Origin of the sequence: Sphingomonas sp. HMP6, from assembly GCF_013374095.1 — a bacterium.
In the GTDB taxonomy this organism is placed as follows: Bacteria; Pseudomonadota; Alphaproteobacteria; order Sphingomonadales; family Sphingomonadaceae; genus Sphingomonas.
The window spans coordinates 1,418,392-1,432,810 of the sequence record NZ_AP022672.1 but is presented as its reverse complement, the minus strand read 5'-3'; the positions used below and the strand labels follow the sequence as shown (position 1 = coordinate 1,432,810).

General features: G+C 63.8%; 13 protein-coding genes and 1 tRNA gene. 8 read left to right on the top strand and 6 right to left on the bottom strand.

All coding sequences use genetic code 11. The features are described from left to right. The first annotated feature begins 64 nt into the window (after nucleotides 1-64). Nucleotides 65-140 (top strand) — tRNA-Ala (locus HMP06_RS07160). Between the two features lie 445 nt (nucleotides 141-585). Next, nucleotides 586-2,193, top strand: a complete 1,608-nt coding sequence (locus tag HMP06_RS07155) for a carbon-nitrogen hydrolase family protein (RefSeq protein ID WP_176496477.1) — start codon at nucleotides 586-588, stop codon at nucleotides 2,191-2,193. Nucleotides 2,194-2,428: 235 nt separating this feature from the next. Here HMP06_RS07155 and HMP06_RS07150 read toward each other — a convergent pair whose 3' ends face one another. Further along, nucleotides 2,429-3,337 carry a cobalamin B12-binding domain-containing protein gene (locus HMP06_RS07150; RefSeq protein ID WP_176496476.1) on the bottom strand — a complete coding sequence of 303 codons (909 nt, stop codon included), beginning with the start codon at nucleotides 3,335-3,337 and terminating at the stop codon, nucleotides 2,429-2,431. Between the two features lie 433 nt (nucleotides 3,338-3,770). Next, on the bottom strand, nucleotides 3,771-4,157 hold the full coding sequence (locus HMP06_RS07145) for a BLUF domain-containing protein (RefSeq protein WP_176496475.1): 387 nt from the start codon (nucleotides 4,155-4,157) through the stop codon (nucleotides 3,771-3,773). 379 nt (nucleotides 4,158-4,536) lie between these two features. Here HMP06_RS07145 and HMP06_RS07140 point away from each other — a divergent pair, with 379 nt between their 5' ends. The 5 genes from HMP06_RS07140 to HMP06_RS07120 all read left to right on the top strand — a co-directional run bounded on the left by HMP06_RS07140 (nucleotide 4,537) and on the right by HMP06_RS07120 (nucleotide 10,260). After that, complete coding sequence (locus tag HMP06_RS07140) at nucleotides 4,537-6,111, top strand: glycosyltransferase family 39 protein (protein ID WP_176496474.1); 1,575 nt, start codon at nucleotides 4,537-4,539, stop codon at nucleotides 6,109-6,111. Between the two features lie 24 nt (nucleotides 6,112-6,135). Beyond that, the gene (locus HMP06_RS07135) at nucleotides 6,136-6,552 is read left to right on the top strand and encodes a hypothetical protein (protein ID WP_176496473.1); all 417 of its coding nucleotides are present in this window, start codon (nucleotides 6,136-6,138) and stop codon (nucleotides 6,550-6,552) included. A gap of 3 nt (nucleotides 6,553-6,555) precedes the next feature. Then, on the top strand, nucleotides 6,556-7,959 hold the full coding sequence (locus HMP06_RS07130) for a RiPP maturation radical SAM C-methyltransferase (protein WP_332103033.1): 1,404 nt from the start codon (nucleotides 6,556-6,558) through the stop codon (nucleotides 7,957-7,959). 129 nt (nucleotides 7,960-8,088) lie between these two features. Continuing rightward, nucleotides 8,089-9,945 carry an asparagine synthetase B family protein gene (locus tag HMP06_RS07125; protein ID WP_176496471.1) on the top strand — a complete coding sequence of 619 codons (1,857 nt, stop codon included), beginning with the start codon at nucleotides 8,089-8,091 and terminating at the stop codon, nucleotides 9,943-9,945. A 27-nt stretch (nucleotides 9,946-9,972) separates the two neighbouring features. Next, on the top strand, nucleotides 9,973-10,260 hold the full coding sequence (locus tag HMP06_RS07120) for a PqqD family protein (RefSeq protein WP_176496470.1): 288 nt from the start codon (nucleotides 9,973-9,975) through the stop codon (nucleotides 10,258-10,260). Here the strand turns inward: HMP06_RS07120 and HMP06_RS07115 are convergent. The 4 genes from HMP06_RS07115 to HMP06_RS07100 form a co-directional block, all read right to left on the bottom strand. Further along, nucleotides 10,257-10,847, bottom strand: coding sequence for a 2OG-Fe(II) oxygenase (locus tag HMP06_RS07115; protein WP_176496469.1), 591 nt, complete (start codon nucleotides 10,845-10,847; stop codon nucleotides 10,257-10,259). The genes HMP06_RS07120 and HMP06_RS07115 overlap by 4 nt on opposite strands. A gap of 20 nt (nucleotides 10,848-10,867) precedes the next feature. Further along, nucleotides 10,868-11,695, bottom strand: a complete 828-nt coding sequence (locus HMP06_RS07110) for a Stf0 family sulfotransferase (protein WP_176496468.1) — start codon at nucleotides 11,693-11,695, stop codon at nucleotides 10,868-10,870. Nucleotides 11,696-11,803: 108 nt separating this feature from the next. Continuing rightward, complete coding sequence (locus HMP06_RS07105; RefSeq protein WP_176496467.1) at nucleotides 11,804-11,956, bottom strand: hypothetical protein; 153 nt, start codon at nucleotides 11,954-11,956, stop codon at nucleotides 11,804-11,806. A 59-nt stretch (nucleotides 11,957-12,015) separates the two neighbouring features. Beyond that, nucleotides 12,016-13,080, bottom strand: a complete 1,065-nt coding sequence (locus tag HMP06_RS07100; protein ID WP_176496466.1) for a 50S ribosomal protein L11 methyltransferase — start codon at nucleotides 13,078-13,080, stop codon at nucleotides 12,016-12,018. Nucleotides 13,081-13,264: 184 nt separating this feature from the next. On the opposite strand from HMP06_RS07100, the gene HMP06_RS07095 reads away from it, so the two are divergent. Continuing rightward, nucleotides 13,265-14,350, top strand: coding sequence for an acyltransferase family protein (locus HMP06_RS07095; RefSeq protein ID WP_176496465.1), 1,086 nt, complete (start codon nucleotides 13,265-13,267; stop codon nucleotides 14,348-14,350). Nucleotides 14,351-14,419 lie beyond the last annotated feature (69 nt).

The following is a 14,419-nucleotide window of genomic DNA, read 5'->3' as shown; positions in this document are numbered from 1 at the left end:
CATCGGGTAAAAAGCGTCGCTAAATCTGCGCCGCAGCCCGTTTGAGGGCGCGAAGGCGTGGTGCGGGGCTGTAGCTCAGATGGGAGAGCGCTGCAATCGCACTGCAGAGGCCAGCGGTTCGATTCCGCTCAGCTCCACCACGCTTAACCTATTAAAAAACAATGATAAAATCCTCTACCTTTGGATTGCCAATCGCAAGCGCGGCGCTGTTGGGGATCACCATGGGATCATCAACCACCTGAGGGTAGGTTGAACGGGACGCGATTTCGATCTAGCTGCCATTCGTTCAGCGCGACCGTAATCACGAAACGACCCACAGTCGGACGTTCGTTCACCTCATTTTGGGAAGGCAGTGTTCGACCTGCCGCGTCGGCAGGAAGATCGCCGCTTGCCCCACGCAAAACCGGTCGAGATCCGACTCCCACGCAGCGAAGGGCATTATTTTGCATCGCCAGCGCTCCAGAGTCATACACGACAAGCGGTAGGAAGCCGCGGCATGTCGCCGGTACTTTTGGTGAATGCCTCTGGACAAGCGGATCAGAAGCGCTTTGAGAGCGTCCGCACCGTCGCAAGCAGGAACGTATCGTGCCCAGTAAAACGCCCGCCACCCTCGAAATTCGCGTAGCCGTGCCCCAGGACGTGTCGGGGATTCTCGCGCTGATCAGTCGCGCCTATCCCGGCATCGAGAATTACAGTTCGGGCCAGATCAGTGGGCAGATCAACAATTTCCCGCAAGGCCAGTTCGTTGCGGTTTTTGAAGGGGCAATCGTCGGATATTGCGCGTCCTCGCGGATTGACGAAGCCATTGCCCTCACGCCGCATGACTGGGCCACGATCAGCGGCAACGGCTTTGGCAGCCGTCACGATCCGACCGGCGACTGGCTTTACGGTATCGAGATGGCCGTCGATGAACGCCATCGCGGATTGCGGATCGGCAAGCGCCTTTACGAGGCCCGGCGTGTCCTCGCCGAACGGCTGGAATTGCGTGGGATCGTGTTCGGCGGTCGCATGCCGGGATATGCGCGTGCCAAATCCAAAATTGGCGATCCGACGGAGTATTTAAAGCAGGTCGTCGCAGGCGAGCAGCGCGACCAGGTCATCGGCTTTCAGCTCGCCAATGGCTTCACCCCCATCGGCGTGCTCCCCAAATATCTACCCTTCGATAAGGCGTCGGGCGGCTTTGCGGCGCACATGGTGTGGCGCAATCCCTATGTCGATCCAAACGAGCCGCCGGCGTTTCGCGTGCCGCGCGACGTGGAGAGCGTCCGCCTGGCGACAGTCCAGTTTCAGGCCCGCGCCGTCGAGGATTTCGCGGCGTTCGTGAAGAACGTCGAATATTTCGTCGATGTCGCGGCCGACTATCGCTCGGATTTCGTCGTCTTTCCCGAGCTCTTCACGATTCCGCTGTTATCATATGAGCCGAAGACGCTGTCGCCGATGGAAGCGATCGACCGCATGACCGAGCATCGCGAGCCGATCGTCGCGGAGCTTTCGCGCATGGCGCTGCGCTACAATATCAACATCATCGGCGGGTCGCATCCAACGCGTGTGGCGGATGGCAGCATCCAGAACGTCGCGTACGTCTGCCTGCGCGACGGGTCGATCCACTCACAGGAGAAGATCCACCCGACGCCGAACGAAGCCTATTGGTGGAAGATCAAGGGTGGCAGTTCGGTCGATGTCATTCAGACCGACGTCGGACCGATCGGCGTTCTGATCTGCTACGATAGCGAGTTCCCCGAACTTGCCCGGCGGTTGGTCGACGAAGGCGCGCGGATCATTTTCGTGCCGTTTTGTACCGACAACCGCCAGGGATACATGCGCGTGCGCTATTGTTCCCAAGCGCGCGCCATTGAAAATCAGTGTTTCGTGGTGCTGTCTGGCAATGTCGGCAATCTGCCCGGCGTGGACAATATGGACATCCAATACGCCCAGTCCTGCATCCTGACGCCGTGCGACTTTCCGTTCGCGCGCGACGGCATCGCGGCAGAGGCGAGCGAGAATATCGAAACGCTGACCATTGCCGACGTGAACATGGCCGATCTGACCTGGGCGCGGGCGGAAGGAACCGTCCGCAATTTGGCCGACCGCCGCTTCGACTTGTACCGGATCGACTGGAAGATCGGGAGCCCGGGCAATTCGCCATCACCCGAAACGCCGCCACGCGGACTCAAGGCACCGGGGGGAGGCTGACGGGCGACGGATTGTTCACGAGAGCCGGTCCCGTCGACACGCTGAGACTTTCGCGCCGCGCGCCTCGCAATATAGCGAGCGCGCGAAAACGGGCGTGTGCGCGGACTCTACCTGAAGGGCCTATGGCTGCAACGCCGCATTGGCCCGCAAAATCGTCGATGCCACTGGAAAAAGCCAGAAGCCTCTCTACGAGATACGCGCCGCGGCCTCTGCATTTGGCGTTACTGCCTGCAAGTTACCGCAACGCGCTGTCCCGGAAGGTAGCCGCCGCGAGATCAAAGAGTTTCTGCGCGACGATGACGGCGGCGGGCGCATTTGGCGCCGTGGCGTCAGCGCCGACGTCATGCGCCAGCGCTGGGTTCGCCGTGAACATTGGTCCCCCGACCATGATGCCGACCGCCTGATTACGCGACTCCCGGCGTATCTGCGCGATCGTGGTCCTCATGCTATCGAGCTGGCGCTCCGACCCGGCCGTTAATCCGACGACCGCAAACCAGGTGCTCTTCGCAACGTCGGCGATGTCTTCGGATGTACCCTCAAGCTCTGTCCGGACCTGCCATCCTGCCGCCAGCAGGAACCGCTCAACCATTGTGACTCCGAAGGAATGTTGGTTGCCCGGCGTCATTGCCATCAGAATATGGCGACGCTCGTCCAGCGCCGCTAAGGTGTAGGTGTCGTTAAAGATCGCCAGCAGCTTCTGCAGCCGGGCAATACCCAAGGTGACATCGATGAAGTCGCACTCGTCGCGGTCCCACATCTCGCCGAGCAGCCGCGCGGTCGGCTCTAACAGGTCGAGGAATAACGTATCGGTTGAGAGCCCACGGTCGCGAAGCACGAGCACGTAGGCGGCCGCCGCCTCCAGATCGCTGCCCAGAACGATGTCGGCGAGGCCCGTGATGTCGGCGCCGGTCGGGGCCAGCGTCTCGATGACCAACGCTACCGGCGGTGCAGCGGGAATGACCTCGGTGTGCAGCCGGAGCAGCCGTGGTACGATCTCGTTCGCGACGATGCGCGCCAGCTTCGCCTGGCGCTCGGCCACGTCGTCCCGCAGGTAAATCTCCGGCGAGATGAAGTGCGTTTCAAGGCGGTTCAGGCTGCGACGGTCGATTGTCGATTTTGCTAACGCCCTACTCGCCTGCCCCACGAACGTCCTCCTCGCCTCGCCATTGTGACGATCGTAATGTCTGAAATCAGCACATTACGGCGCAAGTGTCGATACCTGAGATTGGCGCAACGGTCGGAATGGGAATGCCGATGCAGCCGGTTTATTGGTCGGGCCAGAAGCGCTAGACCAGCTCAAGCCGACTCTAATTCCCGGCAAGCTCCTCCCTTTTGGCGAGGCGCTTACCAGGTTTTGCTGGCGGCGTTGATCCAGTCTCGGACGATCAGGGTGCTCAAGGCCGCTCCACACGCCGGACACCTGTTTGTTCCGAAAGGGCGCCGGTCCGTTCGTCGGCAAGCTCGGTTCGGAATGGCGCGCGGTGGACCTTACCAGTCGGGCCAACGATCAAATCCGGTCGGTCGGCACTCGGCCATGATCAAACCTTTGTCTTCGGCAGGATCATCCGCTGGAAGAGCTATGCCGATGCAAAGTCGACGATCATCTTGTCGAGGCGATCAATTTTCTGTTCGTCCACGTTTAGCCCATGGCCGAATACGTCAGCAATGTTTTGCGCCGTATAATTCCACTCTCCTGCGTAGGCCATCGACCAACCGCCAAGCCGACGGGTGTTTTGAGGCCTCACCCGCAATATCGTGACGTCGGCATGGCGCGTATCGCGCGCGATGCTTTGCATCAGCGTGTCGACCGCGTCAGTGGATCCCTCAAGCAATTGTGCGAACCAGTTCTTCGCCCGCACCAGGCCGCCGGTGATTCCCACCGTCGGATTGTAAGCATGCGCGTGCGCTATAATTGCCGCGAATTCGGCGTCCCGCCGCACTGGATCAATGGTTACGCGGCTCACGTATAGGAGTGAGCATTCCCTGGTCATAGTCTGTGGGCCTTAAACGAAGTCGACCAAGCGGCCATGCGGCGGGGGATCGTCAAACCCCGGCTTTTGGCAAAAGGCAACGCCTCTGCGTCCGGGCGATGCTGCCCATGAGACGGGGCGGTCGCGAAGGCGGGCGCGACGACTGAGCAATTCGTAGCGATACGAGGTGAAGCGTGTCACTGCAGTTCCCCGGCTTCGAGGGCGCCGCGCCGGAACCGCCCGGGGGGCCTGATCGACGGCGATGTCCGGGCATTGACCCCCGAACGGGAGGACGATCCGATCGAGCCACATGACTTGATGCCGGGCGCGGGGCGATTTGGACGGGGCCGCGACTTGCGATAGGGGGCGGGCGATGTCGCTGCCTGGATTTCAGCTCGCCTATTTGGTGCCGGCCCTGGCAGTCCTTCTGGCCGCGTTCGCCCCGCGTACGCCGCTCCCGGCCACGGTCCGCCGCGCCGCAGCAGGTGTCGCACTGGCGACACTCGCCGTGGCGATCGGCCTGCGGCTGGGGGTGATTGCAGCCGCGCTACGCGGTGCTGTGCCGTCCGCCTGGGATTCGGGGCTTCAGGCGATTGCCGGGGCGTGGCTGAACGGCCAGCCGATCCAGCCGGCACTGCGAGACGGATTGTTCTATCGCTGGGCCTATGGGCCGTTGCATTACGAGATCCTCGGCGTGACCCAAAGCTGGTTCGGCATCGGGGATCCGCTGGTCGGTTTGCCAATGGCGCTTGCGGAGCTCGCTGCGGCGATTGTTACCTGGCGGCTGGCGCGGGCGATGGGCACCTCCCGCCTCGCGTCGACTGCGGCCACCGGCCTCATGGTTGCAGAACTCGGCTTGCTCGATGTCGGTGGCGTCCGGTCCGATCAGATGCTCGTGCTGCTCGCGGCGCTGGCATTGGCCGCAGCGCGCGCGGCCGATCGCAATCGCGGCGCTGCGGTTCTGCTCGGCCTGTGCGGCGGGCTCGGCATGGCGCTGAAATTTACCGCGTTTCTCTACGTCCTCCCTGCCTTGCTCCCGATGTTGATGCAGCGAGGCACAGCGCGCGGTTCTAAGCTCGGGCTTGTGGCGATCGGCGCCGTACTCGGTGCGGTTGTGCCCTATCTGGTACCCGCGGCAGGGATCACGCCGCAGATCTTTTACGAGGAAACCAGTCATTACCGGCCGATGCTCAAGGCGTTCGGCCACAATCTGCTGTTCACGATCATCGCATTGCTGCCGCCGCTCTTATGGTCCCGCAGCGAAAACCGCCGCGACCGCGCGGCGGAGTTGGGTTGGATCGCGCTGCCATGGGTGCCGATTTTCGTCATCGCCTGCAATGGTGCGGCCGGGCCGTGGCACCTGGCACCGTTCCTGCCCGCCGTCACATTATGCTTGGCGCGGTCGCTGGATGATCGCGGCGGTATCGCCGCGCGTCAGCTGGCCCTGATCGGCGCGTTGATAGCGCTGGTGCTTATCGACGCGCGCCAGCGCACCCCGCGCCTGTTCGACAGGCGGGAGGCTGCGCACAACGCGCAACTGCAAGGCAATATCCGACGCTTTCTGGACGCGCATCCGGGCGAATCCGTCGCGATCGGCAGCGGTTCTGGCCGTCGCGCAAACGGTCGCTCCGGCGATGCCGACGTTGCCTATTTCCAGGCCGAAATCCCCCGCGCCAAGCGCCCCTTGCGTTTCATGGAGCAGAGCTTTGTGCTGGTCAGCAGCGCGGCGACGGCCGATATCGTCACGCGAAAGCTCTTCGACCATTGCGCTGTTACATATTGGATCACCGGGCGCGGCGCGCCCTTTGCCGGGCGGCTCTACGATCCCAGCCTCGAACCGGCCTTCCGCGCACGCTACCGGATGACGCAAGCCTATCCCGACATGGCGATCTGGACGTGCGCGGACGCGGCGATGGGGCTGGCAGACGTGCCACGTCGTGTTAGGTAGGGCTGGCACATAAGGGGGCGCGAGATGGAGCATGACGTGACGGCAAACGCGACCGACGTCTGTCTGGTCGTTCCACCGTTCGATTCGATGCATTACCCCCAGCTTGGCACCGCCATCCTCAAAAGCGCTTGCGTGGCACGGGGGCTTCGCACGCGCATCGTGTATGCCGGCATTGCCTTGGCCAAGCGGGTCGGGCTCGAGGCCTATGACGCCATCAGCCACGGCGAAATGAATCAGATGGTGGGGGAGCGGCTGTTCCGCGCCCATGCCTATCCCGCGGCGACGGTGGCAGGTTTGCCGCCGCTCGATCCGCTGCCCGACGCGCGCCGTGCCGAGTCCGATCGCGTCGAGCCTGCGATCGCCCCCATGCTCGCTGAAGTGACCGCACAGATCCTGGCCCTGCGCCCGCGCATCGTGGGCGTCTCCTCGACCTTCGAGTAGAATCTGGCGGCGGCGACGATCGCCCGCTTGGTCAAGGAAGCCGACCCCACGATCGTGACGGTGATGGGCGGCGCCAATGCCGCGTGGCCGCTAAGTCTCGGCTTGGCCAAGGCATTTCCGTGGATCGATCATTTCTTCGCCGGGGAAGCCGATGTGGATTTTCCCGAATTTTGCGAGGACTATCTCCGCCGCGGCATCCGACCCGAGGCGCGCGTAATTCGGTCGGAACCGGTGCGCGACATGCGCACGGTCTTCCCACCCGATTACACCGATTTCTTCGCCGACCTGCGCCCGGTTCAGGCATCGGGCGCGCTGCCGGATTGGCTACCGCGCTATTTGATGATGGAAACCTCGCGCGGTTGCTGGTGGGGGGCAAAGAACCATTGTACCTTTTGCGGCTTGAACGGTGAGGGCATGGCGTTCCGGGAAAAACCGGTTGCCACCGTAAAGGCGGAGCTCGACGCGCTGCAGCCCTGGGGCGTGGAAAGGGTCTGGATGACCGATAACATCATGCCGGTCCGATATTTACGCGACTTGTTGCCGGATCTGGCCGCGGCCGGCGCGCCGATGAAATTATTCTACGAAGTGAAAGCGAACCTGACCGAAGCGCAAGTCGACACGATGGCGATGGGCGGGGTCGTGGCGATTCAGCCGGGGATCGAATCATTGTCCAGTCCAGTGCTCAAATTGATGCGCAAGGGCGTGTCGGCGCATCAAAACATCGCCTTGTTGCGCCACGGCCGCGGGATCGGCATGCAATTCTATTGGGGCATCATCTACGGTTTCCCGGGTGAGGAGGTGGAGCATTATGAGGCGATGGTCCGCCTGATGCCAAAGCTCGAGCATCTGCACGCGCCGACCGGCGGCAATAAGATTTTGATCGATCGCTACAGCCCCTATTACTTCGATCCGATCGGCCTCGGCATTGGGGAAATTACGCCCGCGCCAGGCTATCGCCAACTCTATCCGCTGCATGTCGGCGCCGATGAGGTCGGCTATCATTTCGGCGGCACCTACACCACGCCGCTGCTCGATGATGCCGATCTTCGGTCACGGCTCACCGCAGCGATCGAATCGTGGAAAGCGGCGTGGCGGCAGGAGCCGCCCCCCGCGCTCGAACTTTTCCAGATCGGCGCGACCGAAGCGGTGCTCGATACGCGCAAAGTGGCGCGCGCACCGATGACGCCGTTGACGCCAGCGCAGGCGGCGCTGCTGCGGGCGCTCGACAAGCCGACCTCACGTCGTTCGATCCCACCGGAGAAACACGCCGACGTCGCTTGGCTGGTCGCCCGCGATTTCGTGATCGATCACGAAGACATGCTGATGAATATCGTGGTGCGCGCGCGTCCCGCTGTGATCGCCCGCCGGGCTGCCGCCGGTGCGACGGCGCTGGAGGCTGCAGCCTAGCATAGGCGGGCAGAGCGGGGTGTGCGCGATTGTCGTGCCTCGAAAAGCTGGTACTACCCCGTGGCAGTACGTTGAACGAGGGACGGAATGGGAGCGATCGCCGGCGCCGTTCATTGCGATGGCCGTGACATGACCGAGGGATTGCTCTCGTCGATCGTACGGGCTGCCGTGCCGCGCGGCTTCGACGGGGTGTCGCACTGGCGCGATGGTCCGGCCGGGCTGATCCGCTTCGCCCACGCAACCACGCCCGAAGCGGTTGGCGAGCTACAGCCGTTCGTCAGCGCAAATTCTGGCGCAGTAATGGTGTTCGACGGTCGGCTCGACAATCGCGGCGACCTGCTCCGCCAACTCGGCGCACACGGCGACCAGCTGGCAACCGCGCCGGATGGCGAAATCGCGCTCGCCCTGTTCGACCGGCGCGGCGATAATTACGTTACCGCGTTGGTCGGCGACTTCGTCATCGCAGTGTGGCAGCCGCGCGACCGGCGCTTGTTATTGGTGCGCTCGCCTTATGGCTGGCGTCCGATCGTCTGGACCTTCGATGGCACGACCTTCGGTTTTGCGACCGAACCGCGCTCGCTGGTCGTCGGGATGGGCATGGAGCGCAAGCTCAACGAAGCGGCGATCGGCGAATTCCTCTCCGCGCGTTTCGTCAGCCAGACCGAGACGTTCTGGCAGGGCCTAAACCGCTTGCCACAGGGCGCGGCGCTTGCACTGGAAAAGGGCCGGGTGCGCGAATGGCATTGGCATGTCGGCCCGTTCGAGGACGTGTCGCGGATGAGCGATGCCGATCATGTCGCGCGCTTTCAGGAATTGTTCGATCAGGCACTGATCGCGGTCACCCGCAGCGCGACGCCGCTCTCGTCGCAGCTTTCGGGCGGGCTCGATTCCTCCTCAGTGGTATGCCGCGCGACCCAGCTTCACCGCGCCGGGCGGATCGATCGGCAGATCGGCGCGATCACCGCGCGCTTTCCGGGCGAACCGCATGATGAGACCGAATGGAGCAGCGCGGTCGAGGCGCATCTCGGCATCACCGCGAAAGTCGTCGGCTCGCATCCGTTCGATCCCGACGCCGCGCGGCAATGGTGCGCCGATACGCTGCAACTCCCGCTGCGGCCCAACGTGCTCGATACGATGGCAGAGGTCTGTATCCGTCAGCAAGCCGACGGCGAACGCGTCTTGCTGACCGGCGAAGGCGGCGATGATTGGCTTGCCGGGTCGCTAGCCTATTGGCCCGATCTGGTTCGCTCCGGGCGCTGGGCGACGCTGGTCAAGGCGGGGTTCCAGCATTTTCCCGGTGCGCCGGCGCATGTTTCGGCCCGCCGCATCCTGTATCACGGCGTCGGGCCGCTGGTGCGCAAGAGCCAGCGCGAGCGGCTGTTGCGGCCGCATCTCGATTTCGCGACCGCCGCCCCGCCGTGGCTCAATCCCGACTGGGCGCGGCGCATTGGACTGTCGGACCGCTGGTATGCCGATGCGTTGCCGCTCGATTTGCCCGGAATGGCGCAAAAGCAGCGCTACGGCGTGTTCGCGCTCGCGCGGCGGCATGTGAATGTCGAACCGGCAATGGCCTATGCCGCCAGCTTCGGCATCGAACACCGCCATCCCTTTCACGATCAGCGCTTGGCCAGCTTCCTGATGGGCGCGTCGGGGTCGATGCTGAACCGCTTCGGACAAAAGAAATATCTGCTGCGCCAGGCGATGAAGGGAGTCCTGCCCGAAAAGGTCCGCACGCGGCAAAGCAAGGCGACCTTCGTCGCGCACACCGTCGATGCGATCTCCGAATTGCTGCGTCAGCGCCCGGCCGATCAATTGCTGTGCGCCCAGCTTGGCTGGGTCGATGGCCCGAAGATTGGGGAAATGCACGCCGCGTTTCAGCACTGGCGTGACGCCGGGTCGACCGGCGTCGTGCCGGATCAGCCGTGGGGGCCGGTGTGGTTCACGCTGGCGATGGACATGTGGCTCGAAAACGCCTTCAAGATTTGAAACGGTACGGGCTGGGAAGGGGCAGGCATGTCAGCAATTGAAATCGACGACACGATGACGGTGAGCCGGCACCATGAGATGATCGCGGCCGATATCGGCGACGAAGCGGTGATACTGAACGTGCAGAACGGATACTTCTTTCAACTCAATCGCACCGCTGCGTTGATCTGGGGGGCGTTGGAAACACCGGTCTCGGTCGGGACGCTCTGCACCATGATCGCCGACGCGCATTCGGTCGATCCCGATACGTGCCGCCAGGACGTCATCGCGTTCATCGCCGACATGCACGACCGGGAGATCGTAACCATCGCCTAGGGTTGGCGCGCGCGATAGACCCAGCAATTGATGGCGAAGCGCGAATCCCCGAATGCTCCGGAGGGGCAGCGCACCGGCAAGACTTCATGCAGTGCCCAGGACGGAAAGACGACCAGGCTGTTGCGCTCGGGCGTAACATCCACGCCCGCATCCCCGGGTTTCGCGCCGATCCGGTGCAGACGGAGGCACCCCCCCGAAAAGCCCTTGGGCGTGCGGTGAAAATAATAGACCGCGCTGAGCATACGATCGCCCAGTCCGTTGCTGCGTCCGGTGACAAGATCACCATGCAAGGCGAAATGCGCGCCGTCATTATGCGCGACGACTTCCAGCTCGATCCGGCTTGGCGCGAACGGTGTCATGCGAAGCTGAGCAATCAGTTCGGGCAGCCGCGCGCGGATGTAGCCGTCGAACAGGTCGGTGAACGGCCCCAAATCACGCAAGCTTACCGAACGGCGGAACGCTGGATCGATCAACCCCTGGTCGAGCGCGGAGGGGGAGAAGCGCGCCGCATTGGCCAGCGTCCACTCCAGCAGGGCATCGTGCTGTGTAGCGGCGAGCACGTCCCGCTGCACCAGCCAGGGTGGCATCGGCCCGGGCGGTGCTCCGGTCACGTCGTCGTCACAAGTGCCGCACGCGCATTATGCTCCTGCAGAAAACGCAGAACCAACGCCTCGCTGCGCGCGTCGGACTGTCGGCGCATCCGCACCGGACCCGGTTCCGCATTGCTGCCCAGATGATCGAACACCGCGCGCATGGTCGCTGCGTAATCGCGCGAAAGATCTTCATAGGCGATGGGGAAGGGGGCCGCGCCGATCGCCGCGAAGAAGCCGCGCCAGTGCCGGTGGCAGAAATCCACATAGGCGATCAGGCGCTCGATCGTCGCCAGATCATAAGCGGGCGGTGCGGCTTCGGCACGTTCGCCCATGCCGGGGATTTGCCGCCAGATGCCGGTGCGGGTCACGGCTGCGCTGGATACCGCCTGCCGCACGCGGTCGCGGCGGATCAGATGAAGGTAGGTCGGGGCCGGAAACAGCGGTGCCAGCAACCCGGCGATCTCGCGATAGGTTTCGGGCGATATCGTTTCGGGCGGACGGCTGTGAAGATCGGGGAAACGGTCGGGTGCCAGTTCCAGCGCCAATTCGGCGATATCACGCCAGAACAGCTTTACCGCCAGCGTACCGTTCGGATCGGTTCGGCGTCGGTGCACCGCGCTGGCATAATCCGAGATCGTGGCACATCCCCATCGCGCCGCGATGCCCGGGCGGAAGCCCGCGTGGAAATATTCAAGCGGGCAGCCCAGCCCTCCCGCAAAATACAGCGCCTCGCCCAGCAAGGTGCTGCCCGATCGCGGATGCGTGCACAGCAGGATCGTCCGCCGTGGCGGATCGGTCGCGATCGGATAATCATGTTCGGCGGTCGCGAGATCGTAGATCATGCGGGATGATCGCACGGTCTATGCCCCATCGTGTCAATTACGCCATCAATTACGAATGCGCTGCCGACGCGGCAAATTTCGCGCACACTTCAGTCCGTCTCGAACGGATCAACTAAGGTTGCTGAGGCCGTCGTTGGGACGATACGAAATGCCTTCGGCGGCTTGAACTGGCGCATAGGCGGTCAGTTCGGGCTTCACCCACTCCGGCTTTGCGGCCGCTTCGATTACACCAGCCTGAACCGTCTTTTTGATATCGTCCATGGTCGTGTTCCCTGAAGTCGGCGTTACGACCCTACCCATCCCGGAAATCGGCGAAAATGTCAATGTTTGGGGTGTAGTTCGCGCCACAGCCTGACGCGGTTCCCCTCATGGCAAGCGGCAATCGCAACGGCCTCGCCCGGCACGGTCGCAAGCGGCTCGACAAACGGCCAAAATATCGCCGCCCAGCACGAGCTTGCACTGGGCGCGGGCATGTTTTCGTAGAGCGTTTCGTCGTCGAGGTCGAGCGCGATCCATTGCACCACCCCACGCACGCGCCCACCGCGGGAGCGCAAAAGCATGTGCGTCCGCGCGCCATGCCACGGCCCGCGCGCGAAATCGAAAGCGAACAGATCGGCCGCGTCGCTGCGCAGCGTGATCGATGCGTTACCGACGGGAATCTCCCGATACGGCCGCCGCAGCCGGTTGAACGGGCTGAGATCGAACGAGTCGATTTCGGTCAGGTCCGGTTGAACCGAGCCGCCATCGTCCATCAGCGCGATCCGCATCCGGCCGCGCACCGGTATGACCGTGCCACCCGGCTTCAGCAGCCGCGGCACCGCATCGGCATGGGCCGGCAGCGCGCCTTCGCTGACCATGTCGTTGCTGACGATTTCGGAGACCAAAATGTCCGCCGGACCACAAATCTCGCTGGGATCGAGCGCGGTCGAATGCGCGGTGAGCACGGTGATTCGATCGGCGAAACCGTTGCGGCCGATCGTGGCGCGCGCTGCGGCGGCGACTGCGGGATCGGCCTCGCACGTCACGACTCGCCCCGCGCCAGCCCGCGCCGCCATCATCGCGAGCAGCCCCGAACCGGTCCCGATTTCGAGCACGGTGCAGCCCGGAAAGACCGCGCGGCGCAACGCGGCGTCATAGGCGGCATTGCGCACCTGATCGCGCACAATCGAAAAGTGCCACAGGGGCACGCCGTCGCTCAACACCTCAGTGGCGAGCGCGCGGACCTCCCCGTCCCCCGGCGCGAGTGCCAAGGCGCGCGCGGCCAGGTCGAGCGCGCGGTCGCGGTGGCCGGCACCCGCCAATTGCCGGGCCAGCGCCATCATTGCCATCGGCTGCCCCTCGACCAGAGCGCACAGCCCCAATAATTCCTGAGCGCGATCGCGCATCGTAATCCCCCGTCGCGCGGCGCAAAGACCGTGGAAAGTGTTGGGTACAAGGCTCGGGCCGCAAATGCCAAGCGGCGCGGTGCGTGGCTTCCCACGCCCGTCCGACTTTGCAAGCGCGCGTCTTCGTTCTAGATATTCCCTGGCACCACGTCCCGGCGCGGGTGGTGATGAGCAAGGGGGCGTAATGCACGATTTCGCCGCGCAGACGGGCTCCTGCCGCCGCGCGCAATCCTTCGTCATACTGGATATCTTGCGGGGCGTGGCCGCGATCAGCGTCGTCGTGCTGCACTTCCGCCCGATCTTCGCACCGATCCGGGCGGCGGGGGGCTATCGCGCGGTTGATCTGTTTTTTGTGATCAGCGGCTTCGTCCTGGCGCACGCTTACGACGGCAGGCTGGCAGCCGGGATGCCCGTCGCGTCTTTCTTGCGAGCGCGGTTCGTGCGGCTGTTTCCGTTTTACCTGCTCGCGCTGCTATTGGGGGTAGCGGAACTGGCCTATCTGAGCCGCCATCTCGGGATGACCGACATCATCGCGGCGTCCACGATCTTCGGCCTGTTCATGCTGCCGACTCCGCCGATCGGCTTTGCTTACGATCCGCTTTTCCCGGCGAACGTCGTATGCTGGACGCTGTTCTGTGAACTTTGCGTCAACGCGCTCTATGCCGCCTCGCGCAAATGGCAGTCGATCCCGGCGCTCGTTAGCACGGTCGCAGCGGCGGCCTGCGCGCTTGTGGCGATAGCCGTCTTTCGCGGCACGCTGAACGGCGGCGGGTTTTGGGGTGACACCTATGTGGCGTGCGGTCGAACGCTGTTCTCGTTCTTTGCCGGCGTCCTGCTCTTCCGGCTAGGTCGCCCACGGCGTGCGCCGGATCGCCGCATGGCGACCGGCATCGCGGTCGCGGTCGTCGGCCTGGCGCTGTTCTGGCCTTTCCCGGCGGCCGCGCGCGGCCTGATCGATGTTGGGGTAGTGCTGTTCGTTTTCCCCGCAGTGGTGCTGCTGGCGACGGCGCGCGCGCCCGAGCCATGCGGATCGCTCGACCGGCTGCTGGGGGAAATATCGTATCCGATTTACGTCCTGCAAATGCCGCTGCTCACGACAATGATCATGGCGCTCGACCGGTTGTTTCCCACCCTAATCGCACGGACCTCGCCGTGGATTGGCATTGGCGCGCTGATCGCGCTGGCTACCGCGTCGCTGCTTCTTGTGCGCTGGTGGGACCAGCCACTTCGCCGGTGGATCGCGCGCTGGGGGGCACCGCGGGGTTCCTGACGGTCGCCTCCGCCCGTCTGCCACCCTGCGGGATAAATCGGGTGTCATCCCGCCCGCGCCTTGGTATGA

Excerpts from the sequence above, each read along its gene's own strand:
- HMP06_RS07140 (WP_176496474.1), top strand. The coding sequence starts at position 4,537 with ATGTCGCTGCCTGGATTTCAGCTCGCCTATTTGGTGCCGGCCCTGGCA.
- HMP06_RS07135 (WP_176496473.1), top strand. The coding sequence starts at position 6,136 with ATGGAGCATGACGTGACGGCAAACGCGACCGACGTCTGTCTGGTCGTT.
- HMP06_RS07125 (WP_176496471.1), top strand. The coding sequence starts at position 8,089 with ATGACCGAGGGATTGCTCTCGTCGATCGTACGGGCTGCCGTGCCGCGC.
- HMP06_RS07120 (WP_176496470.1), top strand. The coding sequence starts at position 9,973 with ATGTCAGCAATTGAAATCGACGACACGATGACGGTGAGCCGGCACCAT.
- HMP06_RS07115 (WP_176496469.1), bottom strand. The coding sequence starts at position 10,847 with ATGCCACCCTGGCTGGTGCAGCGGGACGTGCTCGCCGCTACACAGCAC.
- HMP06_RS07110 (WP_176496468.1), bottom strand. The coding sequence starts at position 11,695 with ATGATCTACGATCTCGCGACCGCCGAACATGATTATCCGATCGCGACC.
- HMP06_RS07105 (WP_176496467.1), bottom strand. The coding sequence starts at position 11,956 with ATGGACGATATCAAAAAGACGGTTCAGGCTGGTGTAATCGAAGCGGCC.
- HMP06_RS07100 (WP_176496466.1), bottom strand. The coding sequence starts at position 13,080 with ATGCGCGATCGCGCTCAGGAATTATTGGGGCTGTGCGCTCTGGTCGAG.
- HMP06_RS07095 (WP_176496465.1), top strand. The coding sequence starts at position 13,265 with ATGCACGATTTCGCCGCGCAGACGGGCTCCTGCCGCCGCGCGCAATCC.